The sequence below is a fragment of the Pseudomonas sp. NY15463 genome, assembly GCF_048068415.1.
Taxonomy (GTDB): Bacteria; Pseudomonadota; Gammaproteobacteria; order Pseudomonadales; family Pseudomonadaceae; genus Aquipseudomonas; species Aquipseudomonas mosselii_C.
Genome location: NZ_JBLUQD010000001.1, coordinates 446,493 through 473,461, shown reverse-complemented (window position 1 = coordinate 473,461; position 26,969 = coordinate 446,493). Strand labels below are relative to the sequence as shown.

Genomic DNA, 26,969 nt, shown 5'->3' with positions numbered 1-26,969 from the left:
CTGCACTGAAGAAATGCTCGCGCACAGGTAACATGCTGGCATCGTCAATCAAGGATGCCCGCCATGAGCCTCACCATCCGTCGCGCCGTACGCAGCGACGCCGCGCAAATTCTTACGTTCATCACCGAACTGGCTGACTACGAACGTGCCCGTCATGAAGTGGTGGCGAGCGTCGCCGATATCGAGCACAGCCTGTTCGATGAAGGCAGCACCGTGCACAGCCTGATCTGCGAGCGTGACGGAGTGAGCATCGGATTTGCCGTGTACTTCTACAGTTACTCCACCTGGCTCGGCCGTAACGGTATCTACCTGGAAGACCTCTACGTGACCCCGCAACAACGCGGCGACGGCGCCGGGCGCACATTGCTGCGGCACATCGCCCAGGAAGCCGTGGCCAAGGGCTGCGGGCGCCTTGAATGGAGCGTGCTGGATTGGAACGAGCCGGCCATCGGCTTTTACCGCTCGCTGGGTGCCCAAGCGCAGGATGAGTGGGTGCGCTATCGCCTCGATGGCGACGGCTTGAGGCGGTTTGCCGAAGGCCATTGAAATAATTTGAACACTTACGTTCGGCAGGCTTCAAAGCACTGATGTCCGCCATCTTGCCCAGGAGCCTGCCACTCGCCATGAAAATGCCCTGCCGCGCCCCGAATGCCTGCCTGCAACTGGATTATGTACGAGACACCCTGTTCGGCCCGGTGGCGCTGAGCGTCGAGTGCCAGGCGCAACTGGCAGCGCTCAACCTGCAAGGGCGCCCGGCCTTGCATCTGCACCTCTGCCCGCCTTTACCGCACAAGGTCGAGCGCGCCCACAGCGTCGCCTTCATCTGGGAAGGACGCCGCTATCATGGCGTGGTGCGCGACCAGGGCAAATGCGGGGATGGCGGGTTGAACCTGCTGGTGGAACTGCATTGACGCCGCTGCCCGGCAAGCCATGCTCGCCGGGCAGACGTGGATCAGGCGATTGCCTTGAGTGGCGGCGCGCTGGCTGGACGCTGCTCCTTGAGCCGCGCCACCAAGCCCAGCAGGTCACGGCAGCTGTTGAGGCTGGTGAGTGGCACATCGGTCACAGTCAGGCAGCCATCCAAAGTATGCCCTTGGCCCAAACGGATGGTCAGGTGCTCGCCATCCGGGCAACTCACTTCGCAACGATCCGGCAGGCAGGCGTGCTCGATCAGTTGCCGCATTTCCAACATCGAAACTCCGATCAGCGACATGGTACGACCCTCTCTGGTCCCTGAATGGCCAGTTATTGTATGTACATGGGTATGACCTCGGCTGGCGATCCATGGCCCGAGGTACTGGCGTTGAAGAGGTACATGTTCCTCTAGCACCTTAGTGGAAGAACCTGCGCCGATGAGGTTTGTTCGATCAGTTGCAGCCGCTGGCCGACCAATGGTGGCAGCGGACCATTCGGCTGCCGCTGTGGACGGGTTTCGCGACATTGTCGCGGATCAAGGCTGCTATCCAGCGCCTAGCGCTCAGTGGCGCCCAGTTGCCCAAAGCGCCCGGCATGGAAGTCGTCGAACGACTCGGCGATCTGCGCCTGGCTGTTCATCACGAACGGGCCATAGCCAACGATCGGCTCATCGATTGGCTCGCCACTGAGCAACAACACGCTGGTGTCCTGTAGCGCTTCGATCTGCACGTTGTCGCCGTCGCGCGCGAACAGCACCAGGCTGGCGGGGCCGGCGTCACGCTCGGCGTTGACCCGCAGTTGACCACGCAACACCACTAGCGCCGCATTGCGCCCGGGCAACAGCGGCAGTCGCAGCACGGCACCGGCGTTCAAGCGCATGTCCCATACGTCCATGTCCGTGAAGGTACGCGCCGGCCCTTCAGAGCCTTGGTAACGCCCGGCGATCACGCGCAAGCTGCCAGCCCCAGCATCGAGCGCCAGCTGCGGAATATCCTCGGCCAGCAGGGTCTGGTAACCGGCAGCGGCGCGTTTGTGCCTGGCCGGCAGGTTGACCCACAGTTGCACCATTTCCAAGGTGCCGCCTTGCCGGGCGAACGCCGGTGAGTGGAACTCTTCGTGGATGATACCGTCTGCGGCGGTCATCCACTGCACGTCGCCTGGGCCGATCAAGCCACCAGCGCCGGTGGAATCGCGATGTTCGAGTTCGCCCTGGTAGACGATGGTCACTGTCTCGAAGCCGCGATGCGGATGCTGGCCAACACCACGCCTGGCGGTGGTGGGGGTGAAGTCATGTGGCCCTGCGTAGTCGAGCAACAGGAACGGGCTGATATGCCGTGCCAGATGGTCGTAGGTGAACAGGCTGCGTACCGGAAAACCATCACCTACCCAATGGGTATGCGGACTCTGGTAGATCCCCTGGATTTTTTTCATGAGCGCGTTCCTCTTGGACAGGCATTAGCTTATCGATGAGGATAATGAAGCGGTAGGTCGATCAAACGGTATACATCGTCCTGCTGACGGGACAATCAAGACCGACGGGGCAAGCCCGCTCCACAACGCTGTGGAAACACGCTTGCCCCGCGCATCGCCCCTGATGATCAGGTGATCGCCGCATCCACCAAGACCTGGGCTTCCTGTACCAGGCGGGCCAGGTGCGCTTCGTCGATGAAGCTCTCAGCGTAGATCTTGTAGATGTCCTCGGTCCCCGACGGCCGCGCGGCGAACCAGCCGTTAGCCGTCATGACCTTGAGGCCGCCGATGGCCTGGCCATTGCCAGGAGCGTGGCTGAGAATCTGCACGATGGGTTCACCGGCAAGCTCGGTGGACTTGACCTGCTGCGGGGCCAGCTTGCTCAGGAGTGCCTTCTGACGCGGGTCGGCCTTGGCTTCGACACGGGTAGCGTATGGCTTGCCCAGCTTGGCGGTGAGGTCGGCGTAGAGCTGGCTCGGGTTGCGTCCTGTGCGAGCGGTCATTTCTGCCGCCAGCAACGCCGGAATCAGGCCGTCCTTGTCGGTGGCCCAGACCGAGCCGTCCTTGCGCAGGAACGACGCCCCAGCACTCTCCTCGCCGCCGAAGCCCAGCGAACCTTCGAACAAGCCCTGGGCGAAGAATTTGAAGCCCACCGGCACTTCGTACAACGTCCGTCCCAACGCCTCGGTCACACGATCGATCAGGCCACTGGACACCACGGTCTTGCCCACCGCAGCGTCACCACGCCAGTGCGGGCGATTACGGTACAGGTAGTCAATGGCCACAGCCAGGTAGTTGTTCGGTTGCAACAGGCCATCGGCGGTGACGATACCGTGACGGTCATGGTCCGGGTCGCAGGCGAACGCCACATCGAAACGCTCGCGCAGGCCGATCAGGCCCTGCATGGCATACGGCGAGGACGGGTCCATGCGGATCTGGCCGTCCCAATCGACGCTCATGAAGCGGAAGGTCGGGTCCACCTCGGTGTTCACCACCTCCAGGTTGAGCTGGTAGCGCTCGGCGATGGCCGCCCAGTAGCGCACCCCTGCCCCGCCCAGCGGATCGACGCCCAGGCGCAGGTTGGCGCCGCGGATCACGTCGAAGTCGATGACGTTTTCCAGGTCGTTGACGTAGTGGGTCACGTAGTCATGTCGCTGGGTGGTCGGTGCCTGCAGTGCCTGGGCGTAATCCATACGCTTGACGCCGGCCAGATTGGCCGCCAGCAATTCGTTAGCCTTGGCCTCGATCCACTTGGTCACGTCGCTGTCAGCAGGCCCACCATTGGGCGGGTTGTACTTGAAGCCACCACTTTGCGGCGGATTGTGCGACGGGGTGATGACGATTCCGTCGGCCAGGCCCTGCTGGCGGCCACGGTTGTAACAGAGGATAGCGTGGGACACCGCTGGCGTCGGGGTGTATTCGTCATCCTGGCTGAGCATAACCTGCACGCCGTTGGCGGCCAGCACCTCCAAGGCACTGGCGGCAGCTGGCGCCGACAGTGCATGGGTGTCTGCGCCGATGAACAGCGGGCCATCGATAGCCTTTTCCTGGCGGTACAAACAGATGGCCTGGGTGATGGCCAGCACGTGGTATTCGTTGAAGCTCAATTCGAACGAGGTGCCACGGTGGCCCGAGGTGCCGAAGGCCACGCGCTGGGACGCCACGGCTGCGTCGGGGCGGCCGGTGTAATAGGCCGTCAACAGGCGGGGGATATCGACCAGCACACTGGCCGGAGCCAGCTTGCCTGCCAAAGGACTGAGCGTCATGCAGAACCTCGAATTCAACGAATGTTGGGGTTGGAACGCGCAGTGTACTGGGAGTTTCGATGCCAGGCGATGGGCGCGTTCAGGCCGATTGCCACCAGCTTGGGAACATCTGCCGCACCCGGGGTTCGGCGAAACGCTCGTCGATCAACACCAGCACACCGCGGTCGTGGTCGCTACGGATCACCCGCCCCGCCGCCTGGATCACCTTGCGCACGCCAGGGTACAGATAGGCGTAGTCGAAGCCGGCACCGAACTGACGCCCCAGGCGCTGTTTGAACTGTTCGTTGACCGGGTTGACCTGGGGCAGCCCGAGGGTCGCGACAAAGGCGCCGATCAGGCGCGTGCCGGGCAAATCCACCCCCTCACCAAACGCACCACCGAGCACGGCGAAGCCGACGCCCTGCCCATCGGCCACGAAACGCGCCAGGAATGCCTCGCGGCTGGCTTCATCCATGCCGGGTGACTGCCGCCACTGGGGTAGCGCCGGATAACGCTGGGCCAGTAACTGCGCGACCTGCTCCAGGTACTCGAAGCTGCTGAAAAACGCCAGGTAGTTGCCAGGCTGGGCCTGAAACTGCGTAGCGATCAACTCGACGATGGGCGCTAGCGACGCCTGGCGCTGCTGATAGCGGGTAGACACCTCGCTGACGATACGCACCTGCAACTGCTCGGCACGAAACGGTGCGGCCACTTCCAGCCAGGCGGTGTCGACCGGCATGCCCAGCAGGTCACTGTAGAAGTGCCGAGGGTTGAGCGTGGCGGAAAACAGCGTGACGCTGCGTGCGGCAGCCATCCTTGGCCCCAGCAGGCGCGCCGGTACGATGTTGCGCAGGCACAAGGTAGCCAGACGTCGGCCCTTGGTACCCTTGCGCTGACTGATATCGAACACGAAATGCTCGTCGAACAGTTCGGCGACCCGGCTGAACTGCAAGGCCTGGAAGTAGAACTCCAGCACCTTGGGCTGCACCTCGTTGGGTGCCTGGTTCATCCGTTCCTGAATCAGCCCCACGCATTGCTGCAGGGCCCGCAACAGTGCCTGCGGCAACTGCTCACTGGCCTGGTAAGGCGCCACTTGCGCCTTGTACAGCGCGTTCCACTGGCGGTTGAGGCGCTCCAGCGCGCTGCCTAGGCCGGCAGGCTTGCTCTGGCGCAGTGCCTGTAACTGGCCTTGATCGAGGCTCGCGCTGTACATCTGCCGACCGCGCTCAACCAAGTTGTGCGCCTCGTCCACCAGGACTGCCGTGCGCCACTGGTTGGCCTGGGCCAGCCCGAACAGCAAGGCATGGGTGTCGAAATAGTAGTTGTAGTCAGCCACCAGCAGATCGACCCAGCGGGCCATTTCCTGTGCGAGGTAGTACGGGCAGACCTGGTGCGCCAAGGCCACCTCGCGCAGTGCCGCGCGATCAAGCACGGCGATCTGTGCGGCGGCCTCGCGCGCTGCGCCGAGGCGGTCGTAGAAGCCCTTGGCCAGCGGGCAGGCATCGCCATGGCAAGCGCTGCCGGGATGCTCGCAAGCCTTGTCGCGGGCGATCAGCTCCAAGGTACGCAAGGCTGGCTGCGCACTGCCCTGGGTGATCTGGCGCAGGGCATCCAAGGCCAGCGCGCGCCCCGGAGTCTTGGCGGTCAGAAAGTAGAGTTTGTCCAACTGCTGCGGCACCATGGCCTTGAGCAGCGGGAACAGCGTACCGAGGGTCTTGCCAATGCCAGTGCTGGCCTGGGCCATCAGGCAGCGGCCGGTGCTGACGGCCTTATACAGGGTTTCAGCCAACTGGCGCTGACCTTGGCGCAACGCAGGATACGGAAACGCCAGTGCCTTCAAACCGAGGTCCCGCTCGCCCAAGCGTGCCTCCTGAGCGCTGGCCCAGGCCAGGAAGCGCTGACACTGGGTTTCGAAGAACCGCTGCAACTCGGCGGCCTCGTAAGGTTCGCTGATGACGGTCTGGGCATCGCTGTCGACGTCCAGATATACCAGCGCGATTTCGATACGCTGCAATTGGCGGGCCTGGCACAACAGCCAGGCATAGACCTTGGCCTGGGCCCAATGCAGCTGTCGATGGTTATCGGGCTGACGCGCCAGGTCACCGCGATGGGTCTTGATCTCTTCCAGGCGATTGAGCCCCGGGTCGTACCCATCGGCCCGGCCGCGCACCAGCAGTCCCCGGTATTCGCCTTCCAAAGCCACCTCGACCTCGTAGCCGGGGCCTCGCCGTGCAACCACGCGGCGGTGGCCGGCGATCCCCTCCTGGGCACTGGGCGAGGGCGTGAAGCGCAGGTCCAGATCGCCCTGCTTGGCGCTGAACTCGCAGAGCGCGCGCACCGCCACGCGGTAACTCATGCCACCGCCTGCCAACGCACATGGCACACAGCTACCGGCAAGCCGTGTTGTTGACAGAATTCCAGCCAACGCAATTGGTTGTCTTGCAGTCGATCCCCCGGCCCCTTGACCTCGACCATGCGGTAGCGGCCTTCGTCGGGCCAAAACTGGATCAAGTCAGGCATCCCGGCGCGGTTGTTGCGAATGTCCTGTAGCAGACGCTCGAAACACGCCTTTAGGTGCGCCGGCGGCAAGCAGGCGAGCGCGTGCTCGAGCAATTCGTCCTCGAGCATGTGCCAAAACACGAACGGTGATTGCAGACCATGCTTGGCGGCACGGCAATCACGAATGGCCTGGCGGTGGCTGCCGTCGTCCAGTTGCCCCAGGCAGCGCTCGAACAGCGCCGCCCGACGCGGCAGAAAATCAGCGTCGTGCAGGTCTTGAGGGCCCGCCTGAAACGGATGGAAGAACGCCCCAGGCAACGGCGCAAAAATCGCCTCCCAGCACAAGAGTCCAAACAAGCTATTGAACAGGGTGTTCTCCACGTAGTGGGCCACCCCGCCCTGCCCCTGCAAGTGCACACGCACGGCCTCCTCAACCCCCAAAACGGCCAGCTCCGCCGGTAGTTCCAGCTCGATCGACTGCACCGCAGCCACGCGTTTGCGCGGCTGCGGCGGCCCGCCGAGCTTGCGTGCCAGACGCGGCAGCATGCGTTCCAGGGCCTGACGTTCCAAGGCATTGGCAGGCGCCGTGGCCATCTGTTGAGCCAGCCGATAGGCTGCATGCCACTGCTCGCTGCGTTCGTACACGCGTACCTGACGGATGCGTGCCTCGGGATGGGCGCACCCCGCATAGGCCTGTAAGGCCAGCTCCCAGTCGCCCAACCGTTCGCAGTGTTGACCCAAAGCGAACAGCACGCGCGCATGGCGCCGGGCCAGCCATGGGTTGGGACTGGCCAGCCCGTGCAAGAGCGCCAGTAACGTAGCAGGCCGCTCGCCTTGCTCCAGCCGCTCGGCGCAGTGGTGCAAGGCCATGGCCAGGTCCACCTCGCCACGCGAGCGCAGCGCCCGCGAATCGTCGCTGAACGCCACCTGTTCATAGCGCCATACGCCAAGGTCGGCCAGCACGAATTCGGACCAGTCCTGATACAGGTTGCCAAAGAACAACAGGCGCAGCCGGTCGCACACCGACTGCAAGCGCCAATGCAGGATTTGCACGCTGAAACCGGGGTACCACTGCACCAACGGACGGGGCGCCATGTCGTGAGCCTGCAATTGGGCCAGCAGTTCGGCCTTGCCCGCCCGAGGCTGCGCCAGCCGTGTAGCGAAGCACTGCACCACTTCATCCTTGCGCAACAGGCCGACCAGTTGCTCGAGCGTCAGCGCTGCTGCCTCATCGACCCAACCCAACGCCAACAGTGGGGCCAAGGCGGCCTGGGTGTCGCCAATCTCGGCATAGACGAGCTTGTCGCTTCGAAACCACTCGCCCTTGCGCATCACCATGCGCACCAACAGCGCCTGAGACGGCAGCGGCAGCAGGCCGAAGGTCTGGATGAACGCCCGCTCGGCAGGCTCCAACAGGTCGGCATAGCGCTGCTCTACCCAAGCCAGGACTTGGCGGAAGTTGTGCAGGTAATAGAATGGGTCGTCGACAGAATGGGCAATCACAGGACACGGCTAGGCACGACAAAGAGCACTGTTTATACATACAGACCCCAGTCCAAGGCAAGCACCGCGGGTCGCGTCCGCGGTCAACCGATTTTGCACTGAGCCCGGTATCACCAATCAGGGCCGCGTCTTGCCAAACCTGAGCGTTTAATGGGCATTTGGCTGGCTATTGCCTTCGCTCTCTGAAAGTCTGCGACAAATAAAAACGGCGCTTAAAGCGCCGTTGTGGATACGTTTAGCCTACTGACTTCAATTGAGGGCGCCCGCCTAAACGCTCCAACATTGTCGCGCAGTACCAATCGTCAAACTGGCAGACGCCATTTTCGGCGTTCTCGGAGAACGGCCCTGGCTGGTATGCAGGCGAAGACACGCCGGCATGGGTGCCTTCAACCAATCGACGATCTTGATCGTTGGTGGCGAGCCAAACTTTGGTCAAGCGATCAAGGTCGTAATCCACACCCTCGACAGCGGACTGCGGCACCAGCCATTTAGTGGTGACCAGCGTCTCACCTGGGCCAATCGGCAGCACGCGGAAGCTCAGTGCGTGGTCACCCAGAAAATGGTTCCAGGTCGACGGATAATTGAAATACAGCAGGGCCCCGATATCTGCTTCACCGCTCTTGTCCAGGCGTCCCGCCACCGCTGGCTTCCCGTCCATCGTGTAACTGACCGCGCCGGCGGACAACGGAATACGTGTCATGCGGAAACGACCCATGGGATCCATATTCAATCGGCTAGGCATCCCAGCAGCTTCGCAGCGGTCCCAGTGAGCGACCAGCTCCGGATCATCATCCCCGCCGACACCAGCCACCGACACGTTTTCGACGAACGAATTGAGAAGTTCTGGGTGAGTGCCTTCGCAGTGGTAGCACTCCCGGTTGTTTTCGAACACCAGCTTCCAGTTGCCCTTCTCGACCAGATTCGACTCGAAGGCGACCTTGCAGTTTTCCAGAAAGTGCGGCGCGATGAACGGGGTGACGGCGGCGCGGAAATTGGAGAAGTCAGGTGCCTTCGCGGCGACGCAGACATAGATATAGGTGTGTACCACCTCGACATGGACGGTCTTCAGACCGTAGTTCGAGCGATCGAAGTCGGCGCCCATGTTGCCTGCGTAGATCAGGTTGCCGTCGAGCTCGAACGTCCACTTGTGATATGGGCAGACCAGCTTTGCCACTTTGCCACTCGCATGCTCGCAGACCTTGGCACCACGGTGGCGGCACGCGTTATGGAAGGCTCTAACTTCACCGTCCTTGCCACGCACAACGGCAACCGGGTAGTCGCCGATTTGTAAAGTAAAATACTGACCGGTCTTTGGAATTTCGAAGGTGTGTCCAGCGAAGACCCAGTCTTTATGCCAGATGTGTTCAAGATCCTGGCGATATACCTCCGGGTCGAAATAAAGCTCGCGCGGCAACACATGGCGAGCCTTTCGTTGCTTGATCAGGCTAATGACCGATTCGTTGCTGTTCATTATTATCCTCCCTGCGCGGCGCCGTTACCGACAGGCACAAAATGACTGAGACGTTATTCTTGTAGATAGCCAGTAAGGTGTCTGGATCTGCGTGCGTCTGCGATATTCTTCGCACCGCTCCTCAACCGCCGCACAGTCGTCTACCGCTACAGAGTACGCAGGAACTTTGAAGTCCACTACGGCACTAAAATTACCCATGCCATAACTTAAAGTTATACCAAGCTTTCTACACACTTCGCTGGACAAACTCTGCCGCCCGACCGTATGTTAAAAGGGTCCCACGGGGCTTCGGTACATCTTCGACGTCACCTTTCGACCCATTATTTGAACCGACGCGCTACAAGACCCGGTCATTTACTGGGGCCAAACCTGATGATTCAATCGCTTTCACGAGCAAACGCTTTAATTCAATAATTTAGTCAAGCATTGGGCTTGGGCTGCTAGGTGCCCCAATGAAAACAATCACAAGAGAATTTAGCCGTACGTTCGCCGACCGCAATTTGGGCTTTATTACCCAAGAACGGCGTGAGCGTAAAACATCCCGAGTAGGCTTCCTCCTGCTCGAAAACTTCTCGTTGCCCTGCTTCACCCAAGCATTGGATGTTTTGGTAACTGCCAATCTTCTCTGCCCAGGCGCGGTGCGGGTGCACACGTTCAGCCACACCCCTGCTGAAGTCATGAGCGATCTGGGCATTCCAATCCGCCCCGATACGCCGCTAACGGATATCCGCCTATCTGACCTGGATCTCATGGTCATTTGCGGTGGCCTGCGCGCAGCCCGTACGGTACCGAATTGGCTGTCGTCGCTACTCAAGACGATCTCGAAGCTTCCAGTTGCCCTCGGCGGGCTCTGGAATGGCGCGTGGTATTTGGGAGCGACAGGGCTGCTAGATGGCTATCGCTGCGCAATTCACGCAGAACAGCGCACAGCGCTTGCCGAGCGCGCGCCCTATGCCAGCGTCTCTCATGATGCCTGGGTGTTCGATCACAACCGAATGACGTCGGCCACCCCAACCGGTACTTTTGACATGATGATTCGCTGGCTGGGCTACGGCTCAAGCCCTGCACTTGCCGATGCGGTGTTGGACACCCTGGACTCCGACCAGAGCAAGCATCGGAGTTTTCAGAGATCCCAGCAGCCGAAAGTAAGTAAGACGTTAAGGGACATCATAGCGATGATGGAATCCAACCTCGAAGACACATTGAGTCCCGAGCAGCTCGCTCAGGTCGTCGGTTTGTCAGTCAGGCAGATTCAGAGGCTATTTAGAGATCAGCTGAACACCACGCCTCAGAAGTACTACTTCCAGCTCAGGATCACCGAAGCTCGCCGGCTCATACAGAACTCAAACGCCTCGATCTTCGATGTGTCGATCGCGTGCGGCTTCGTTTCATGCACCCATTTCAGTAGGTCATACAGTGCCTTTTTCGGGCACCCACCCTCCAAAGAGATCCGCTACGAGATGTAGCCTAGCGACGTAACCATTGCGCGAGGCCCATGATCGTACTCGTGGTATCGCGCCCCTGGGGCACTACCAGATAATAGGCTTCTTTGGGCTTTATCAGAAAATCCGTCAAACGCACCAACTCGCCCGATGCTAACAAATGGTCGAGCATCCGCCCCCAACCCAGCGCAACCCCATGCCCGTGCAGAGCAGCTTGGATCGTATCAGTGTACAGTTGGCAGCGCAGGCGATAACCAAGTTTAGGCGGACTTGCACCTAGCGCGCGGAACCATGTTGGCCATGTCATCCAACCCTCAGTAGTGGCTTCGGCATCAAGTAGATCTGCCGTGTAAAGCGCCTCCAAGGATGAAGGCACTGAATTTCGAGCCAGCCAGGCCGGTGAGCACACCGGAAAGACCTCTTCGTCAAACAAGTGCAGTGCGGTGCCGTCCATCCACCTACCGTTGCCGTACCGCACCATCAAGTCCACATCATGGTTACGCAGATCACCCGTGAACATCTGGGTCGCGAGCCGCAAGCGTATAAACGGCATCGCAGCTTGGAGACCGTTTAGCCGGGGCATAACACGCAGGTGCGAAAAGGTCGCAGTGGTGCTGAGCACCAATTGCTGCTCACCGCAGCCCTCAGAGAGTCGATCAAACACCGCCGCGACCTTCTGCAGCGATTCGGACATCACGGCGAACAAGGCCTGTCCTTCACCGGTAAGGCGAACGCCGCGAGGCATACGTTGAAAAAGCTGAGTCCCGATATTTTCCTCTAGGATTCGAATCTGCTTGCTTACCGCAGCTTGGGTTACGCCTAACTCCCGAGCAGCCAGGGTGATGCTGCTGTTACGGGCTACTGCTTCAAACTCAAGCAGCGCGGTCATCGACGGAATGATCCGCCGATAACCACGCTGAGTGCTGCTTTGCTCTGATGTTTTCATGCAACGTCCCAACAAGCCTCGACGCTCAGCCCGGCGCCGTAGCGAACAGTGGCAGAAAATTTTGCTTTATGACAGAGCTGCCTGCGCTTGCCGTTTGAAAGCCATTTTTAGACCAGGTAGGCACTATTTCTTATTGAAAGTCATAGACTTAAACCGTGTTGAACGCTAACGGCCGCAGGGCTGTGTGAAAACGCAGTCATCACAACGAAAACTGAGAGTCGCGGATATCCCCAGGCCCAGAGATACCAAGACACTCCTGGGCGCACACTGATCCAAGAACGTTGTATGGCCTCAGCGCTGAAGCGCTATGCCGGCTATCCAACCTGAGTGCCGGCACACCTGCATTTTTCGCCCCCCCCCGGCAGAATCGCTTTCGCAGCCAAGCAATGCCTGCTTTTTCAAATAAAGATTGGCATCAATACGCGATCAGTTGTACGACAACATTTCAATGCGTGATAGTATTTTTCGTGCAGCGGACGTTCGATTCGCTGCACCGATGGCACGGACGTCCGCTCATGAAACACGCCACACTCGTGCGTGTTCAAAAACCACGTTAATCAAGGATCTGATTACTCATGGCAAAACCATCAACCTTTACCCCGAGCAAACTGGCCAGCGCCCTGGTCGGCGCCCTTGTGCTGGGCAGCCTGCCTGCGCACGCTGCAGACATTTGGCTGGAGTCGGCCACCACCGGCTGGGCCACTCAGAACGGCGGAACCAAGGGCGGCTCCAAGGCAGCTGCGGCCAACATCTACACGGTAAAGAACGCTGCCGAGTTGAAAACCGCACTCAGTGCGTCGGTGGGTAGCAACGGACGCATCATCAAAATCACCGGGGTGATCGACGTCAGTGAAGGCAAGGCTTATACGACGACTGCTGACATGAAGAAGCGTGGTCGCCTGGACATTCCCGGCAAAACCACCATCGTCGGCACCAGCAGCAATGCTGAGATCCGCGAAGGTTTCTTCTACGCCAAAGAAAACGACGTGATCATTCGCAACCTCACCATAGAGAACCCTTGGGACCCGGAGCCGATCTGGGACGCCGATGATGGCAAGGAAGGTAACTGGAACTCCGAATACGATGGTTTGACCATCGAGGGCGCCAACAACGTGTGGGTTGACCATGTGACCTTCACCGATGGCCGCCGCACCGATGCGCAGAATGGCACCGCCAACGGTCGCCCGAAACAGCACCACGACGGCGCGCTGGACGTGAAGAACGGCGCCAACTACGTGACCATCTCGTACACCGTGTTCAAGTCCCACGAAAAAAACAACCTGATCGGTTCGAGCGACAGCCGCACCACCGATGATGGCAAGCTCAAGGTGACGATCCACAACTCCCTGTTCGAGAACATTTCGGCCCGCGCCCCGCGCGTGCGCTTCGGCCAGGTACACCTGTACAACAACTACCACGTGGGCAGCACCAGCGATAAGGTCTACCCCTTCTCGTACGCGCATGGCGTTGGCAAGAGCTCGAAAATCTTCTCCGAGAACAACGCGTTCGAGATCAATGGCATCAGCAGCTGCGACAAGATCGCCGGCGACTACGGCGGCAGCGTATACCGCGACAGCGGCTCGACCCTAAATGGCAAGACGCTGAGCTGTTCCTGGAACTCGAGCATCGGCTGGACCCCGCCGTACACCTACAAGCCGCTGACGGCAGACAAGGTCGCAGCGGACGTCAAGGCCAAGGCCGGGGCCGGCAAGATCTGACTGACCAGCTATATCCAGCAATGAAAAGCCCTCGGTGACGAGGGCTTTTTCAGTGTACTGCGGCTACTGCACCAACTGGTTGATCTCGATTATCGGTAATAGCACGGCCATCACGATCATCAGCACCACCGCGCCCATCACGACGATCATCAGCGGCTCGAGCAGCGCCGTCATGGCCATGGCCCGACGCTCGATATCACGCGACAAAGTCTGCGCAGCGCGCTCCAGCATCGGCGGCAGAGAACCGGTTTTTTCACCACTGGCAATCAGGTGGATCAGCAGCGGCGGAAAGACATTCTCCACACGCAACGCAGGCGCAAGGTTTACCCCTTCGCGCACCTTCGCCGTGGCGTCACTCACGCTCAAGCTCAGCCGATCATTGGACAGGGTTTGTCGCGCCGCCTCCAGGGCGCGCAACAACGGCACCCCGGCAGCGCCCAGGATCGCCAGGGTCGAGGCGAAACGCGCCGTGTTCAAGCCCAGCACGAAGCGTCCAAGCAAGGGCAAGCGCAGCACCCGGCTGTGCCAGTTCAGGCGCGCCACCGGGTTACGCAAGTACAGCCGCCATGCCACGAAGCTGGCGGTCATGAGTGCGAAACATAGCCCTCCCCAACCCCGTATGAAATCACTGGCATTGAGCATCGCCAGGGTCAACCCCGGCAAGTCCTGGCGAGCCTGGGAAAACGCACTGACCACCTGCGGCACCACATAACTCAGCAGAAAAATCACGATCGCAATCGACACCACACCCACCACGCCCGGGTAGATGAACGCAGTGAGGATCTTGCTGCGCAGGTTGTTGCGCTCTTCGATGTAGTCGGCCAGGCGTTCCATCACTTGCGCGAGGTCGCCGGACTCTTCGCCGGCGCTGATCAAGGCGCGGTAGATCGCCGGAAAATCCCGTGGCCTTGTCGCCAGGGCCTGCGCCAGGCGCATGCCACCGCGCACATCGGCGCGCACCGCGCTCAAGGTCTGAGCGATGTGTTTTTTCTCCGCCTGCTCGACCGTTGCACTCAGTGCAGCTTCCAACGGCAAACTGGCGCCCAGCAGGCTCGCCAGTTGCCGGGTCGCCCAGGCGAGATCGTTGTCGGAAAACCTGGCACTGAACAACGCAGCGTTGCCGGCAGACATGGGATTTTCAAGCTGCACCGAGAGTGCCGTGAGGCCACGGCTGTGCAATATGCCGAACGCCGCGCGCAGGCTTTCGGCTTCGATGTGCCCGGATTCCAACTTGCCGGTGGCGTCGGCGGCCTCGAAACGATAGCGATCCATCAGGTGTCCCGTGTCACACGCAAGATTTCTTCTGGCGAGGTGGCTCCAGCGCGCACCCAGCGTTCACCGTCTTCCCGCAGGCTGAGCATACCCGCTTCGCGAGCGGCGGCACGCAGCGCCAGTTCACCCGCCCCTTGGTGGATCAGCGCACGAATGCCATCGTCGATACAGAACAACTCATGGATGCCGGTGCGGCCGCTGTAGCCGGTGTGGTTGCAGGCGCTACAGCCAACCGGTCGCCAGATACCCTGGTGCACCGGGTCTTGCTGCTTGCAATAGCTGCACAGACGCCGCACCAGCCTTTGCGCCAGCACGCCAAGCATCGAGGATGCCAGCAGGAACGGCTCGACCCCCATGTCGATCAGCCGGTTGACTGCCGATACCGCATCATTGGTGTGCAGGGTGGCCAGCACCAGATGCCCGGTCAACGATGCCTGCACTGCGATTTGCGCGGTTTCAAGGTCGCGGATCTCGCCGATCATGATGATATCCGGGTCCTGACGCAGGATTGCCCGCAAGGCCAGGGCAAAAGTCATGTCGATCTTGGTATTGACTTGGATCTGGCTGATGCCCGGCAGGTCGTACTCCACCGGGTCTTCAACGGTCAGGATGTTGCTGGTGCTGGCGTCCAGGCGTGCGAGGGCCGCGTAGAGGCTGGTGGTCTTTCCGCTGCCGGTGGGCCCGGTCACCAATACGATGCCGTGGGGCTGACGGATCAGGTTGTCCAGCCTGGCCAACACCTGCGCGTCCATGCCGAGGGCTTCCAGTTGCAGGCGCCCGGCCTGTTTGTCGAGCAAGCGCATCACCACCCGTTCACCATGGCCAGTGGGTACCGTCGATACGCGGATATCGACTGGCCTGCCCGCCACCCGCAATGCAATGCGGCCGTCCTGGGGCAGGCGTTTTTCGGCGATGTCCAGTTGCGCCATGATCTTTATTCGTGACACCAGCGCCGCATGCAGGGCCTTACGCGGCGATACCACGTCACGCAGCGTGCCGTCGACACGGTAGCGCACCACGGAATGATTTTCATAAGGTTCAATGTGAATGTCACTGGCCTCGTCACGCGCCGCCTGGGTGAGCAATGCGTTGATCATGCGGATCACCGGAGCACCGTCCTGGGTGTCCAGCAGGTCGGTAATTTCCGGGATGTCCTCCATCAAGCGATCAAGGTCGACTTCGTTTTGTGCCTCGCCGACCACCGCCGCCGCACTTCCGGTATCGGCGTAGGCGGCGGCGAGCAAGCCGTCGAGTTCCTCATCAGGCACCTGCTCAAGCCGCGCCGCGCCGAACTGTCGGCGCACTTCAGTGATCGACCAACCGGGTGTCGATGGGCAAACCGTCAGCACCGCGCCCTCCTCGCCATGGCGCAGCAGGATGCGCTGAGCCTTGGCCCAGGCGTAGGGCAATGCGCTCATTGCAGCGGCACCGCGCGAATCACCGCACGGGGTTGGCTGCTCGCCGCTGACGCCGGCACCCCCACCTCCGATGCGGGTAATTGCGGCGCCTGCATGTCCGGCATCGCCCAACTACGCTGTGGCTGCAACGCGCCCTGGGAGCGACGGATGAAATCGTAGCGGTTCAGGGTGATCGCCCGTCCGCCGGCACTGTCGCGGATGATATAAGGCCGCAGGAACACCATCAGATTGGTCTTGGTGGTGGCCCGACGCTCACTGCGAAAAAAAGCCCCGAGCCCGGGAATGCTCGACAACCAAGGGACCGCCTCGTTGCTCTGGGTGTAGCCGTCTTGCAGCAGGCCGCCGAGCACCATGATCTGTCCGTCGTCGAGCAGGATGCTGGTGTCGATCGCGCGCTTGTTGGTCACCACGCCCGCTGAACTCGCGCTGCTCGATGCCCGCTCGTCGATGCTGCTGACTTCCTGGTAGATGTCGAGCTTGACCGTGCCGCCTTCGGATATCTGTGGGCGGACATTGAGTTTGAGCCCGACTTCCTCGCGCGTCACTGTCTGGAACGGATTGTTGCTGGTACCGCCGCCGCCGGTCACGTAGCTGCCGCTGACGAACGGAATCGTCTGACCGACGAAAATGCTCGCAGCTTCATTATCCAGGGTCAGCAGGTTCGGCGTTGACAGCACGTTGCTGCCGCCTTTGCTCTTGAGGGCCCGGGCCAGCACTTTAAGGTCCAGGACATTGCCGATTCCGGGGATGTTCACCGTGCCGTCGACGTACCCCAGGCTCAAGCCGCCGGGCAGCGCATCGATGTTGGTAAGGCCGCCGGCTCGCACCCCGCTGCCGCCCAGGTTGGCGCCGCTGAACACACCCTTGCCGGCGAGGTCGCCGCTTTGCCACTGCACGCCGAATTCGTTGGCATCGTCCTCGCCAACCTCGACGATCAGGCTCTCGATCACCACCTGTGCGCGGCGCTGGTCCAGCATGTCGATGACTTCCCGCAGGTTGCGGTACAGCGGCTCGGGCGCAGAAATCAGCAGCGTGTTGGTGGTGGCATCGGCCTGGATCGTGGCACCGCCAGCGCTGAAAGCGACACTTTGCTCCTGCGCCTGGGCAGCGGCCAGGCTGCTCGGGTTGCCGTCGCCTTGCCCGTAGGCGCTACCGTTGCCGCTAGTACCTGCGCTGCTCAAGCTCTGGCTGGTGCCGTTTTGGCCCCCCTGCCCGCTAATGTTGCCGCCCATTGCGCTCAGCAGCGAACGCCCGCTATCAGCGGCGGCGTTGTCGCTCTCACCGGTAAGCAAGCCGCGTAATGCCTGGGCCAGCTTCGCCGCTTGGGCGTTACGCAGGTACACCACATGCAGGTTGCCTGGATTGCTCTGGGCGTTGTCGAGTTTGTACACCAGGTTTCGCGCAAGCTCGGTGCGCTCAGGGCTACCGGCACGGATGATGATCGAGTTCGAGCGTGGGTCGCCCACCAGCGAAATCTTCTGGGTCGGGTCGCCGCCCGGCTGCTCCAGCAGTTGCGCGACCATGCTGGCGATATCCACCGCAATGCCGTTCTGAAGCGGCACTACATCGGTATCGATGGCGCTGGGACTGTCGATGTTGTCGAGCAGTTGGGCCACGCGTGCCAGGTTGTCGGCGTAGTCGGTGATGACCAGGGTGTTGTTGCCGGGATAGGCGTTGATCGGGTTGTTCGGCGAAACGATCGGGCGCAGCACAGGGATCAGGTTCACTGCGTTTTCATACTGCAAGCGAAAGGTGCGTGTGAGCATGCCATTGGCAGCCGGGCGGTCGGCACTATACACCGGCCCACCCAGTAACTTCGCATCGGCCTCTGGTAGCACATGTGCCACACCGCCGACGTCGACCACGCTGAACCCCTGCATGCGCAGGGCCGCCAGCAACATGTCGTAGGCCTGATGGGCCGGCACTTCGTTGTCGGACACCAAGGTTAGCGAACCGGTCACGCGAGGGTCGACCAGAAACTGTCGGCCAGTGGCGCGCGACAACCCGCGCACCACCGCCTGAATGTCGGCATCGACGAAATTCAGGCTCACAGGCTGGCTACCCAGGGGGTTGACCGGCGCAGCGCTGTTGGCACTTGCGCCGCCCCGATGCTGCGCAGCGACGGCGATGCGCTGCGGCCGCGCCTGCCGCTCGATCTGAGCCTGGGCACGTTGGCGCTCCAGTAATACATCGCCGCTGCGCTGGGTATTGGCCAGAGGCCGACCGAGTTCACTGTCAACCAGCAGGGGGGGCGGGTTTGGCGGCGTTTGCGTACTGCAGGCGCTCAGCGCCAACAACAGTAACGGCGCAGCGCGGCGCGCATGATTGGAACCTGACCACTTCATGAAGCTTCCTTAGCGTCTCGCGCCTGATCCATGCGGACAGTTCCCGACAGAGTGCCTGCCCTATCATCGGTCTCGGCTTCGCTTGCACGCTGCAATCGGGCCTCGACCACGTACAGAGAAAATTGCCTTGGGTTGATTATCAGCCAGCCGATGACCACGTCGGCCTGAGCCGCCTCAAACGTCAACTGCCAGCCGCTCTGCATGGGCGTCAATTGGTAGTACCCGGCCAGGCCGCGCGCATCCAGGCTTTGACGCAGGGCCGCTTCGAGCGACTGGCCGGCGCTCGACACCGGCACCTCACGCAGCAACTGCTCGAGCGCCTGGGATTGCCCACGCAGCTTTGCAGTTTCAACCTGCCAGTACTCGATTTTCTGCAAGGGTGGCTGAATCAGGACCAGCCAGCTGAACAGCCCCATCAGCAGCAGCGCAGTCCCCACAAGCATGCGTCTTTCACGCGGGGCCAAGCCCCGCCAAACGGCAAGGGCGCGGGCCTTGAATTGCAGCCACTGGCCACGCCAGCGGTGCAGGGAATGCTTACTCGTCATCGCTTGCAGCACCGTCGTCGGGGTCACGGGGTTCACCATCGGCCGCGCGCAGGCGCCAGCCTGTCGGCGTTGCCCGAACGGCGATGCCGACCTGGGCCAGGGTGGCTTGCCAGGCGTCATCTGCAGTGTGTTGCCGCGTATCGGCGGACAAGCTCAGGTTCAGCTCTGCGTCTTTAAATGCCAGTGCCTGCACATTCCCGACCATAAACGGCATCGCACTGGCAGCTTGCAGCACCAGGCCGGCAAAGCGCTGGGTAGCATCGCTACCGGTAGGGTTCTGCCGGGCACTCAATTGCTGACGAGCTTGCTGCAGTGGATTGAGGACCACAGGCAATTCGGGAAACGCCTGTTTGACCCGCTGGCTCATGTGCAATTTAAGTTGCTGGCCTTCGCTGGCTTGGCGCGCGGCATACAGGTTCAGGCCCAACAACCACACGCCGATTGCCAACGCGCAACAGGCCAGCGCCCCGCCCCAACCTGTTTGCGGCGCTGATGCCTGGCCAACACCACCATGCAGCCCCCACGCAGGTAAAGCGGCAGCCCATCGTTGCTGCGCCGGTTGTGCATCGGGCAGCGCTGCGGGTGCGCCGTCACCGAACCAGACCAAGCGGCTGCCATTGGCCGCCAGCGCGTCCAGACGCTGCTGAACCTGTGGCTCAACCACGCCTTGCTCCAGGCTGTGGCGCAGCAGCAAATGCCCCTCCAGCACACAGGCGCTAATGTGTCCAGGCGGTGGTACCGGCAGGCCATAGGGCGCAGGATAAAGCCCCCGCAGCTTCAAACGGTGGCGGCTCAACACAGCACCGAAACGCTGTAAAACCGCAGTCGGTAGCCAACTGAGAAATACCTGCCCATTGGGATCTGCGGGGCTATGCGCGACGTGCATCTGCTCGATACGGCCAAGGGTCAACGCCTGCGCCGCGCAGGCCACTGCCGCCTTGGTCTTGGCGGCCGACAGCGGTGGCAACTGCACGTGGGTAAGCACGCTGTCGGTTGGGTGAAGAAAGCACACCACACTCTGCGTTTGAGCCGTCTGCCCGAGCAACGCCAGCGTACTGACGCCGGCCTGGCTGACGCGACCATCGCGGTCCAGGCGTGCGAATTCAAGCTCGGTGTCCACTGTCAGGCTTTCCAGCGGCGGCAACGCAATACGCACACTCATAGGCCCAGCCTCGACCAGATCACCTTGGGCAAGTCGTTCTCCCGGCGATACAGCAATGCGTCCAGGCTGACCCGGCGCGTGTCACGACGGGCGTAACCGCGCAGCAGAAACCATTCGCTGGTGATACCGACATCAAGATCGTCGACGCTCAAATGCGGTGCACGCAAGCGATTGAGAAAGTCGCCGCGATTGATGAACCACTGGCCGCGATCACGCTCTGCGACCAGAGCCTGCGCCTGGGGCAGCGATAATTCGGGCACCACCGCCGCCAGTACCTCGGCACTGGCGGTATTGCCGTTGACCCCGGTACTGACCGGAATAATGCTCACATGGGGTGTCAGGCGCGCCAGCACACGTTCATTGACACCCTTGATACCGCGAAGGTCGTCGAGGCTTAGCAGCATTGGCCGGGTCGCCGGTAGGGGCTTGGCGTTGGCGCCTGGTGAGGTCGAACGGCCGCTGTCATAGCGGTTTTGCGCTGCGCCTTGTGGGCTCAGCTGCTGCGGATAAGCGCTAATGACACGCTGACTGATACGTTGCGCAACGCCGGCATCAATGCCAAGCATGGCGCACAGCCGCTCGAAACTGCGCAGTTCCCTGGCGTTGACACGCTCGCCGGCGATCAGGTTACGCAGGTTGAATTTGCCTTGCTGGTCCTCCAGCCGCCCGGCAAAACCTGCCTGTGCCAGGCCACTGTAGATCGGTTGCGCCCACGCCTGGTCAAGCCGTGTTGAGGCTTGCTGGCGCCGCGCATCCCACAGCAGTTGCCGGCTGGTTTCGAGGCCGCCAAGCAGCACCGCAGCGCCTTGCTGACGGGCCTGTTCGGCCTCCAACGAGCGGGTCAATACGCTCTGGCGGGTAAGCATGCCAGCGGCCATGACCGCCACCACAGCAGCGATCAGCAAGGCGCTGATAATGGCCATGCCGTGCTGTTTGGCGCGTTTGGGCAACGAGTACTGCATGGCAGCGCTCAGAGCTGCCAGGAGCCTATATCGGCGTTCACGCCGTCGCCATCGGGTTGCCCGTCTGCGCCGAGGGAGAAGATGTCGACTTCACCGTTGGCACCTGGATTCAGGTAATGGTAAGGACGCCCCCACGGGTCATTGGGCAAGCGCTCCAGGTAGGCGCGCCAGTTGCTGTTTTTGGCATCTGCCGGGCGCTCCACCAACACCTTGAGCCCCTGGTTCATGCTCGGGTAACTGCCGTGATCGAGGCGATAGAGCTTGAGTGCCTGCATCAGGCCAGCGACATCTTGTTTGGCCGCCGTGGCCCTGGCTTGGTCTGGACGGTCGAGCACCTTGGGTACGACCATCGCTGCAAGTATGCCGAGAATCACCACCACCACCATGATTTCGATCAGGGTGAAGCCCTGCTGGCCACGGCCACCAGCAGACTGAAACTTGACGCGTGCGACATCCATCTCAACCATCCTTGGCTAGTTTGCAATTCGGCGCGCAGTGTAACAAATGAACGAAACGCTGTATCGACAAAACTCACCACTGCGCTGGGTCTTTTACGTGTTTGCGAGTGTTATCCTGCACCCCGGTTTTCGCTGAAGAGCCAACCATGGAGATATCGCGCAAGGAGCAAGGTTTTACGCTGATCGAGGTGCTGGTGGCCTTGGCGATCATTGCTGTGGCCATGTCGGCCGCCGTGCGTGTTGCGGGCCTGATGACCCAGAGCAATGCACTGCTGCGTGACCGGTCACTGGCACTGCTGGCAGCGCAGGGCCGGCTGGCCGAACTGCGCCTGGAAGGCCTGCTTACACCGGGGCACAAAGCCTTCGAATGCAATCAGGGGCGCCTGCAACTGCGCTGCGAGCAAGTGATCGTCGCGGGCGCAGCCACACGGCTGATGCGCGTCACACTGCTGGTCTGGGATCGCGAACGCGAAGCGCCGCCGCTGGCGCGGCTCGAGACGCTGCTCGTCCAGCCCCAGGACGCCGGCGAATGACTGGGTTCAGGGCGGGGTCAAGCGTGGCATCGACGGGGCGGCGGGCAGCGTGTTGACCTTCAACCGAGACCGCTCACTGCCGCGCTCGATCACCACGTTGTCGCGTTCGATCGCCACCAGACGCACACCTTGGGTGAGGCGCTCACCCAGTAGAAAAGCGCGCGGCGGCGCGCCGTTGAGACTCAAGATCGCGACTGCGCCTTGGGCAACGCTCATCACCCCTGAAACCTTGATATCCAGCGCTGCAGGTCGGTTGGAAAACCACTGCAATGCGGGGCTTTCGAGTGTCGCGGCGGCCTCTTCGCGCACGGGCGGCGGTGCACTGGATTGGGCCGACGTCAGCAGCAGGGATGACCACATCAACACGCCCGCCAGCGTCGCCAACAATGCCACCGCCTGCACACAGCGCACAGGTGATAACCGAAAGAGCAATGCCAAGACAAAACCTCCTTGTTGTCCTGTCGCGCAGTCTACAGGACAACGCTCGGTCTTTTCTCCATGGCATCGGAGCGTTGCGTTATGAAAAAGGCCAGGCAACACGGCTTTACCCTGATCGAGCTGATGGTGGTGCTTGTCATCATCGGCATCGCCAGTGCGGCGGTCGGCCTGAGTATCAAGCCCGACCCGCTGCAACTGCTGCGCCAAGACGCCAACCGCCTGCTGCAACTGCTGCAGGTTGCCCAGGCCGAAGCCTTGGCTGACGGGCGCCCGATCACCTGGCTTGCGGATAGCAAAGGTTTTCGCTTTAGCCGCCGCAATGAACAAGGTACGGGCTTCGATCAGTTTCACAGCGACCCGCAGTTGCATCCTCGGACGTGGGACACGCCGACGGTTCAGGTGCGCGTTATACCCAAACAGCGGGTGGTACTCAACGCCGAGTGGTTCGATACGTCGATTCAGTTGCAGCTTTCGGACGGTCAGCACAGCATCTCGGTGTTGCGGACCGCGGCCGGAACATTTCGCCTGCAGGCCACACCATGAAGCGCCGACAGCAAGGTTTTACGCTGATTGAAGTGATGGTGGCGATCATGTTGATGGCCATTGTCAGCCTGATCGCCTGGCGCGGCCTCGACAGCGTGAGCCGTGCCGACCAGCATCTGCAGGCAAGCACCGAACGCACCCAGGCGCTACTGCGCGCCCTCAACCAGCTGGAACGCGACCTGGCCCTGCGGGCCAGCATTCAATTGCACGCGCCTGACCTTGCCAGGCGCGGGGCCGAAGCGGCACAAACACCGCCGGCGGTCAGCGTGCGCAACGCAGACAATGAGTTTCGCCTGGATGTGATCCGCAGCGCTGCCGAATCGGCAGATGGTTTGCAACGGGTACGTTGGTGGCTGAAGGGCCAGACCCTCTACCGTGCAGCAGCGCCAGCGCGCAGCCGCTACCCGCTTGCCGCACTGGGCGACGGCGTGGCCGTACTTGACGGTGTGAGTGACTTGCAGGTGCGCGTCTGGGAGCCTGGCCAGGGCTGGCGACAGCTAAGCGGCAATCGCAAGGACGAGCCCTTGGGCCTGGAGATCACCCTGACCCGCCAGACGCCACAGGGAGCAGAACATTATCGGCAAGTAGTAGGCCCACTCTAGGGAAACGCCGAGCAAGTTGCCTTGAACGCGCAATGGGCGGCGTTTTGACGCTGTTCAATCCATTCTCAGCCTTCAATCGGTTCAAAACCAGGGATTTGCCTTTGTTCTTGCGCGCTATGGCGCACCGCTCTCAGCGCAGGTCAGATGACCTGCGCTGACTTGACCGGAGAATCCCTAAGCACCCGATTTCAATGGTCGTTATTTCAAAATCTGTTGACCGCCGACGAGAACGACGCTCAGCGACGCGCCCGACGCGCAGCAGGTGCTCCACGCGGCAACATGCGCAATGCCAAGTCACGACGGGCGAGCAAATCCACCAGATGTTGTACCTGCGGGCGCATGGCCTGGGCATACAGCGTACGCAATTGCCCTATCTCCAGCCCGCTCACCTCCACCAGCCACCGGCTCACCGGCGCCGGGCATGGCCTGCCTTGCAGTGCGCGGTGCATGTACGGCAAGGCCATACGCATGTGCGGGTGACAACGCTGCACGAACCGCTCAAGGCCAGCACCCTGCGCTCCGAAGGGAGCGAATGCCTGGCACACCAACTGCTCCGAGCCCAGCCCGTAGGCGTCCAGCCAACGTTCCTTGGCGTCGTCCTGCAATGCTTGCCCTTGGGGCCACTGCGCCGCGTGACGGGCAAAGCGCTTAAGCACCGCCTGGCAGCCGCGCCGATAGCCGCGTTGCTCGACGAACTGTGAGCGCAAACCCTGCAAGTGCGCCAGCGCCAAAGGGTCGAAAAGACCCGCTGGGCCCTGCACTTCACAAGGCAATGCCCCTTCGCGCCCCAACATGCGCTCCAACGACGCCCATTCGCCAGGGTGGTGCAGCAACTCGTCCAAGGCCACGACCTGCATGGCCTTCGCACCGGGGCGCAGGTACCTGGACGGCTGCTGATGCGCCAGGGCGAGCACCCCATGCAATTGCATAAGTCCCTCAGCCAGCACCCCCACCCCATGCGGCAGGACGCCGGGGGAAACCTCGGTCACCGCGCGCAGGCAGCGCCGCCCCCACGCCATCAAGCGTCGGCGCTGCCTGGGCGGTACCACGGTCACCAAGGCATCCACGCCAGCACCGAAGGACTGCGCCTGGTCGAGCACACAAGCCAGCTCCAGATAGGCGCGGGCGCCCAGCAACACGTCAGGCTCGGCCTGGCTCAGGTGCCCGAACAGTAACCAGGCATTACGTGCGCTGTCGCGCTGTTCGCTGCCCGCTACCGCACGCGCGCTATAGCGCCCGACGCATCCGGCATCGGCGCGCAGCAGTTCGACCCGCGGATCATCATGCAGGAACAGTGCACCGAAACAACGGTCGTGGCATGCCAGCGTGGCGCTATCCAGGCCAGGCGCACGCGCTACCAGGACGCGCAGGTGGAAAGTCGTGTTGTAGCGCTGCGCCAGGGACAGTTGCACGGCACGCAGACACGCCAGCAGGTGCGCACTGCGTTTGTCGGCGCCGTGCAGCAGCAGGATGTGGAACTGACCAATCTGTCCTGAGCCTCCGGCGATCAGCAGCAATCGTTGCGCCAACAACTGCAACGACGCCCGCTGCGCCTGGTTCATGTGCGCCAACAGACGTTGCAAGACCTGTTGATAAATGTTGTGCATGGCCTGGTCATGGGTAGTTTGGCTCATGAGATCACTCCACCTTCCTGGTTTGGTTAGACCGAAGGCAAGAGTTTGACAGATGAAGTTAAAACCAAACTTGAAGGAAATTTCCCAAAATCACGAAGGATAAATAGACTTTTCTCCAGGCATACCGGATTTCGCTGCCGCGTCCAACGAAAAAGCCCGAGGCGAGACTCGGGCTTTCGATCAAGTGATTACAGCTGACTCAGCGCGAGGCCATGTCCAGCACCAACCGGCCCCCGCAGGGGCACTCGTCCATGTGCCGATGCGCATCCACCACCTTGTCGAACGGATAGACCTTGCTGATCTGTGGGGTGAGCAACTGATCGGCGGTGAACTGATTGATATCGCGCAATGCGCGCTGCAGGGCGACCTGATCCTGGGCGATGCCCAACTCGGGCTTGCCGGTGAAATTACCGATGCAGTGCACATGGAACTGGATGTTCTTCTGAAACGCCGCACAGGCCGGGAACGGCGTCTGGTTGCCGCCCTGAAGGCCGTACAGCACCAGACTACCGCGCGGCGCCAGCACATCGCCCAACAGCGACATCTGCGGCCCACCCATGCCATCGAGCACCATGTCGACACCACGCCCCTCGGTGTACTTGCCGACCTGCATCAACAGATCCTGCTCTTCGGTGACGATGACCTTCTCGGCCCCCAGGCCCAGCAGGTATTCGCGCTGCTCCGGCTCCTTGGTGGCAGCGAATACCCGCAGCCCCAGCGCCTTGCCCAATTGCACGAAGGCTGGCCCCGCACAATGGCTTGCATCGGTGATCAGCGCTGTTTGCCCGGACTTGGCCCGTGCCAGGTCAACGTAGGCAAAGTAGGCGATCAGCAGCGGCGTGTAGTGCACGCTGGCTTCGAGCGGGGTGAGCACATCGGGGTAGCGGGTGATGGCGGTACGCGGCAACACGATCACATCGCCGTACACCGGATGGTCGTTGGCACTGGTGGCCGGGAAACTGGCCACGCGATCACCCACTGCAATATCGTCCACACCTTCGCCGACCGCCGTGACCACACCTGCCATCTCGTGGCCGATACCCGCTGGCAGACGCGCCTGGGAGGGGGCCAGATTCTGCCGCCAGAGCACGTCATACCAACTCACGCCAATGGCCTCGACGCGAATCTGCAGCTCGCCGGCAGCCGGTGACGGCTCGGGCTGCTCTTCGCAGCGCAACACGTCGGCCTGGCCGAATTTGTGGAAACGGATCATGCGGGACATCGCATACCTCGCCTTTGTGAATCTCGTATTACCACGGACTTTATCCGGGCTTTGAGCATTGGACCATCAGTGGGCGTTAATAGTCGACATGCCTGTCATTGATTGGGCCCCGGACAATTCTGTGTA

24 protein-coding genes are annotated in these 26,969 nt (G+C 61.6%); 7 read left to right on the top strand and 17 right to left on the bottom strand.

Features of this window, described 5'->3' with window-relative positions:
• Window positions 1-63: 63 nt before the first annotated feature.
• Both ACNFIC_RS02295 and ACNFIC_RS02290 read left to right on the top strand, forming a co-directional pair.
• A complete protein-coding gene (locus ACNFIC_RS02295) occupies window positions 64-546 on the top strand; it encodes a GNAT family N-acetyltransferase (RefSeq protein ID WP_416779623.1) in 483 nt (160 codons plus the stop codon).
• Between the two features lie 77 nt (window positions 547-623).
• A complete protein-coding gene (locus tag ACNFIC_RS02290; RefSeq protein ID WP_138217597.1) occupies window positions 624-911 on the top strand; it encodes a hypothetical protein in 288 nt (95 codons plus the stop codon).
• 41 nt (window positions 912-952) lie between these two features.
• Here the strand turns inward: ACNFIC_RS02290 and ACNFIC_RS02285 are convergent, their stop codons facing one another.
• The 6 genes from ACNFIC_RS02285 to ACNFIC_RS02260 all read right to left on the bottom strand — a co-directional run bounded on the left by ACNFIC_RS02285 (window position 953) and on the right by ACNFIC_RS02260 (window position 9,603).
• On the bottom strand, window positions 953-1,213 hold the full coding sequence (locus ACNFIC_RS02285) for a DUF1652 domain-containing protein (protein WP_138217596.1): 261 nt from the start codon (window positions 1,211-1,213) through the stop codon (window positions 953-955).
• A gap of 257 nt (window positions 1,214-1,470) precedes the next feature.
• Window positions 1,471-2,346, bottom strand: a complete 876-nt coding sequence (locus ACNFIC_RS02280) for a pirin family protein (RefSeq protein WP_416779621.1) — start codon at window positions 2,344-2,346, stop codon at window positions 1,471-1,473.
• A 167-nt stretch (window positions 2,347-2,513) separates the two neighbouring features.
• Window positions 2,514-4,151 carry a phosphoglucomutase (alpha-D-glucose-1,6-bisphosphate-dependent) gene (pgm, locus tag ACNFIC_RS02275; protein ID WP_416779619.1) on the bottom strand — a complete coding sequence of 546 codons (1,638 nt, stop codon included), beginning with the start codon at window positions 4,149-4,151 and terminating at the stop codon, window positions 2,514-2,516.
• A 79-nt stretch (window positions 4,152-4,230) separates the two neighbouring features.
• Window positions 4,231-6,486, bottom strand: coding sequence for a helicase C-terminal domain-containing protein (locus tag ACNFIC_RS02270; protein WP_416779617.1), 2,256 nt, complete (start codon window positions 6,484-6,486; stop codon window positions 4,231-4,233).
• On the bottom strand, window positions 6,483-8,132 hold the full coding sequence (locus ACNFIC_RS02265) for a VRR-NUC domain-containing protein (protein WP_416779616.1): 1,650 nt from the start codon (window positions 8,130-8,132) through the stop codon (window positions 6,483-6,485). Before ACNFIC_RS02265 ends, ACNFIC_RS02270 begins: the two co-directional genes overlap by 4 nt.
• A gap of 235 nt (window positions 8,133-8,367) precedes the next feature.
• On the bottom strand, window positions 8,368-9,603 hold the full coding sequence (locus ACNFIC_RS02260) for an aromatic ring-hydroxylating oxygenase subunit alpha (protein ID WP_416779615.1): 1,236 nt from the start codon (window positions 9,601-9,603) through the stop codon (window positions 8,368-8,370).
• 452 nt (window positions 9,604-10,055) lie between these two features.
• Between ACNFIC_RS02260 and ACNFIC_RS02255 the strand changes: the two genes are divergently transcribed.
• Window positions 10,056-11,069: a GlxA family transcriptional regulator gene (locus ACNFIC_RS02255; RefSeq protein WP_416779613.1), complete on the top strand. Its 1,014-nt coding sequence runs from the start codon at window positions 10,056-10,058 to the stop codon at window positions 11,067-11,069.
• Between the two features lies 1 nt (window position 11,070).
• Here ACNFIC_RS02255 and ACNFIC_RS02250 read toward each other — a convergent pair whose 3' ends face one another.
• On the bottom strand, window positions 11,071-11,991 hold the full coding sequence (locus ACNFIC_RS02250; protein WP_416779611.1) for a LysR substrate-binding domain-containing protein: 921 nt from the start codon (window positions 11,989-11,991) through the stop codon (window positions 11,071-11,073).
• A gap of 575 nt (window positions 11,992-12,566) precedes the next feature.
• On the opposite strand from ACNFIC_RS02250, the gene ACNFIC_RS02245 reads away from it, so the two are divergent.
• Entirely contained in the window at window positions 12,567-13,709 is a 1,143-nt protein-coding gene (locus tag ACNFIC_RS02245; protein WP_138217588.1) for a pectate lyase family protein, read from the top strand.
• Window positions 13,710-13,772: 63 nt separating this feature from the next.
• Here ACNFIC_RS02245 and gspF read toward each other — a convergent pair whose 3' ends face one another.
• From gspF to gspG, 7 genes are read right to left on the bottom strand one after another with little or no spacing between them, the layout of a single operon-like run.
• Window positions 13,773-14,981, bottom strand: coding sequence for a type II secretion system inner membrane protein GspF (gene gspF, locus ACNFIC_RS02240; protein ID WP_416779609.1), 1,209 nt, complete (start codon window positions 14,979-14,981; stop codon window positions 13,773-13,775).
• Window positions 14,981-16,399, bottom strand: coding sequence for a type II secretion system ATPase GspE (gene gspE / locus ACNFIC_RS02235; RefSeq protein WP_416779607.1), 1,419 nt, complete (start codon window positions 16,397-16,399; stop codon window positions 14,981-14,983). Before gspE ends, gspF begins: the two co-directional genes overlap by 1 nt.
• Window positions 16,396-18,744, bottom strand: coding sequence for a type II secretion system secretin GspD (gene gspD / locus ACNFIC_RS02230; protein ID WP_416779605.1), 2,349 nt, complete (start codon window positions 18,742-18,744; stop codon window positions 16,396-16,398). The genes gspE and gspD overlap by 4 nt, the downstream gene beginning before the upstream one ends.
• Window positions 18,741-19,289: a type II secretion system protein GspM gene (gene gspM, locus ACNFIC_RS02225; protein WP_416780026.1), complete on the bottom strand. Its 549-nt coding sequence runs from the start codon at window positions 19,287-19,289 to the stop codon at window positions 18,741-18,743. The genes gspD and gspM overlap by 4 nt, the downstream gene beginning before the upstream one ends.
• The gene (gspL, locus tag ACNFIC_RS02220; protein ID WP_416779603.1) at window positions 19,279-20,451 is read right to left on the bottom strand and encodes a type II secretion system protein GspL; all 1,173 of its coding nucleotides are present in this window, start codon (window positions 20,449-20,451) and stop codon (window positions 19,279-19,281) included. The genes gspM and gspL overlap by 11 nt, the downstream gene beginning before the upstream one ends.
• On the bottom strand, window positions 20,448-21,413 hold the full coding sequence (gene gspK / locus ACNFIC_RS02215) for a type II secretion system minor pseudopilin GspK (protein ID WP_416779601.1): 966 nt from the start codon (window positions 21,411-21,413) through the stop codon (window positions 20,448-20,450). Before gspK ends, gspL begins: the two co-directional genes overlap by 4 nt.
• Before the next feature lie 8 nt (window positions 21,414-21,421).
• Window positions 21,422-21,871 carry a type II secretion system major pseudopilin GspG gene (gene gspG, locus ACNFIC_RS02210; protein ID WP_138217581.1) on the bottom strand — a complete coding sequence of 150 codons (450 nt, stop codon included), beginning with the start codon at window positions 21,869-21,871 and terminating at the stop codon, window positions 21,422-21,424.
• Between the two features lie 146 nt (window positions 21,872-22,017).
• Here gspG and gspI point away from each other — a divergent pair, with 146 nt between their 5' ends.
• Window positions 22,018-22,404 (top strand): type II secretion system minor pseudopilin GspI, encoded by a 387-nt coding sequence (gene gspI / locus ACNFIC_RS02205; RefSeq protein WP_138217580.1) that lies wholly within the window; start codon window positions 22,018-22,020, stop codon window positions 22,402-22,404.
• Between the two features lie 6 nt (window positions 22,405-22,410).
• Here the strand turns inward: gspI and ACNFIC_RS02200 are convergent, their stop codons facing one another.
• A complete protein-coding gene (locus tag ACNFIC_RS02200; RefSeq protein ID WP_416779599.1) occupies window positions 22,411-22,842 on the bottom strand; it encodes a type II secretion system protein N in 432 nt (143 codons plus the stop codon).
• Between the two features lie 81 nt (window positions 22,843-22,923).
• Between ACNFIC_RS02200 and ACNFIC_RS02195 the strand changes: the two genes are divergently transcribed.
• Window positions 22,924-23,385 (top strand): GspH/FimT family pseudopilin, encoded by a 462-nt coding sequence (locus ACNFIC_RS02195; protein ID WP_416780025.1) that lies wholly within the window; start codon window positions 22,924-22,926, stop codon window positions 23,383-23,385.
• On the top strand, window positions 23,382-23,987 hold the full coding sequence (gene gspJ, locus ACNFIC_RS02190) for a type II secretion system minor pseudopilin GspJ (protein ID WP_416779598.1): 606 nt from the start codon (window positions 23,382-23,384) through the stop codon (window positions 23,985-23,987). Before ACNFIC_RS02195 ends, gspJ begins: the two co-directional genes overlap by 4 nt.
• A 236-nt stretch (window positions 23,988-24,223) precedes the next feature.
• Here gspJ and ACNFIC_RS02185 read toward each other — a convergent pair whose 3' ends face one another.
• Together ACNFIC_RS02185 and ACNFIC_RS02180 are read right to left on the bottom strand one after the other, a co-directional pair.
• Complete coding sequence (locus ACNFIC_RS02185; RefSeq protein ID WP_138217577.1) at window positions 24,224-25,621, bottom strand: hypothetical protein; 1,398 nt, start codon at window positions 25,619-25,621, stop codon at window positions 24,224-24,226.
• Between the two features lie 199 nt (window positions 25,622-25,820).
• Entirely contained in the window at window positions 25,821-26,843 is a 1,023-nt protein-coding gene (locus ACNFIC_RS02180) for a zinc-dependent alcohol dehydrogenase family protein (protein ID WP_416779596.1), read from the bottom strand.
• Window positions 26,844-26,969 lie beyond the last annotated feature (126 nt).

What these genes read in the sequence shown, in the direction of transcription:
- ACNFIC_RS02295 (WP_416779623.1), top strand. Translation starts at nt 64, where the DNA reads ATGAGCCTCACCATCCGTCGCGCCGTACGCAGCGACGCCGCGCAAATT.
- ACNFIC_RS02290 (WP_138217597.1), top strand. Translation starts at nt 624, where the DNA reads ATGAAAATGCCCTGCCGCGCCCCGAATGCCTGCCTGCAACTGGATTAT.
- ACNFIC_RS02285 (WP_138217596.1), bottom strand. Translation starts at nt 1,213, where the DNA reads ATGTCGCTGATCGGAGTTTCGATGTTGGAAATGCGGCAACTGATCGAG.
- ACNFIC_RS02280 (WP_416779621.1), bottom strand. Translation starts at nt 2,346, where the DNA reads ATGAAAAAAATCCAGGGGATCTACCAGAGTCCGCATACCCATTGGGTA.
- pgm (WP_416779619.1), bottom strand. Translation starts at nt 4,151, where the DNA reads ATGACGCTCAGTCCTTTGGCAGGCAAGCTGGCTCCGGCCAGTGTGCTG.
- ACNFIC_RS02270 (WP_416779617.1), bottom strand. Translation starts at nt 6,486, where the DNA reads ATGAGTTACCGCGTGGCGGTGCGCGCGCTCTGCGAGTTCAGCGCCAAG.
- ACNFIC_RS02260 (WP_416779615.1), bottom strand. Translation starts at nt 9,603, where the DNA reads ATGAACAGCAACGAATCGGTCATTAGCCTGATCAAGCAACGAAAGGCT.
- ACNFIC_RS02255 (WP_416779613.1), top strand. Translation starts at nt 10,056, where the DNA reads ATGAAAACAATCACAAGAGAATTTAGCCGTACGTTCGCCGACCGCAAT.
- ACNFIC_RS02250 (WP_416779611.1), bottom strand. Translation starts at nt 11,991, where the DNA reads ATGAAAACATCAGAGCAAAGCAGCACTCAGCGTGGTTATCGGCGGATC.
- ACNFIC_RS02245 (WP_138217588.1), top strand. Translation starts at nt 12,567, where the DNA reads ATGGCAAAACCATCAACCTTTACCCCGAGCAAACTGGCCAGCGCCCTG.
- gspF (WP_416779609.1), bottom strand. Translation starts at nt 14,981, where the DNA reads ATGGATCGCTATCGTTTCGAGGCCGCCGACGCCACCGGCAAGTTGGAA.
- gspE (WP_416779607.1), bottom strand. Translation starts at nt 16,399, where the DNA reads ATGAGCGCATTGCCCTACGCCTGGGCCAAGGCTCAGCGCATCCTGCTG.
- gspD (WP_416779605.1), bottom strand. Translation starts at nt 18,744, where the DNA reads ATGAAGTGGTCAGGTTCCAATCATGCGCGCCGCGCTGCGCCGTTACTG.
- gspM (WP_416780026.1), bottom strand. Translation starts at nt 19,289, where the DNA reads ATGACGAGTAAGCATTCCCTGCACCGCTGGCGTGGCCAGTGGCTGCAA.
- gspL (WP_416779603.1), bottom strand. Translation starts at nt 20,451, where the DNA reads ATGAGTGTGCGTATTGCGTTGCCGCCGCTGGAAAGCCTGACAGTGGAC.
- gspK (WP_416779601.1), bottom strand. Translation starts at nt 21,413, where the DNA reads ATGCAGTACTCGTTGCCCAAACGCGCCAAACAGCACGGCATGGCCATT.
- gspG (WP_138217581.1), bottom strand. Translation starts at nt 21,871, where the DNA reads ATGGATGTCGCACGCGTCAAGTTTCAGTCTGCTGGTGGCCGTGGCCAG.
- gspI (WP_138217580.1), top strand. Translation starts at nt 22,018, where the DNA reads ATGGAGATATCGCGCAAGGAGCAAGGTTTTACGCTGATCGAGGTGCTG.
- ACNFIC_RS02195 (WP_416780025.1), top strand. Translation starts at nt 22,924, where the DNA reads ATGAAAAAGGCCAGGCAACACGGCTTTACCCTGATCGAGCTGATGGTG.
- gspJ (WP_416779598.1), top strand. Translation starts at nt 23,382, where the DNA reads ATGAAGCGCCGACAGCAAGGTTTTACGCTGATTGAAGTGATGGTGGCG.
- ACNFIC_RS02185 (WP_138217577.1), bottom strand. Translation starts at nt 25,621, where the DNA reads ATGAGCCAAACTACCCATGACCAGGCCATGCACAACATTTATCAACAG.
- ACNFIC_RS02180 (WP_416779596.1), bottom strand. Translation starts at nt 26,843, where the DNA reads ATGTCCCGCATGATCCGTTTCCACAAATTCGGCCAGGCCGACGTGTTG.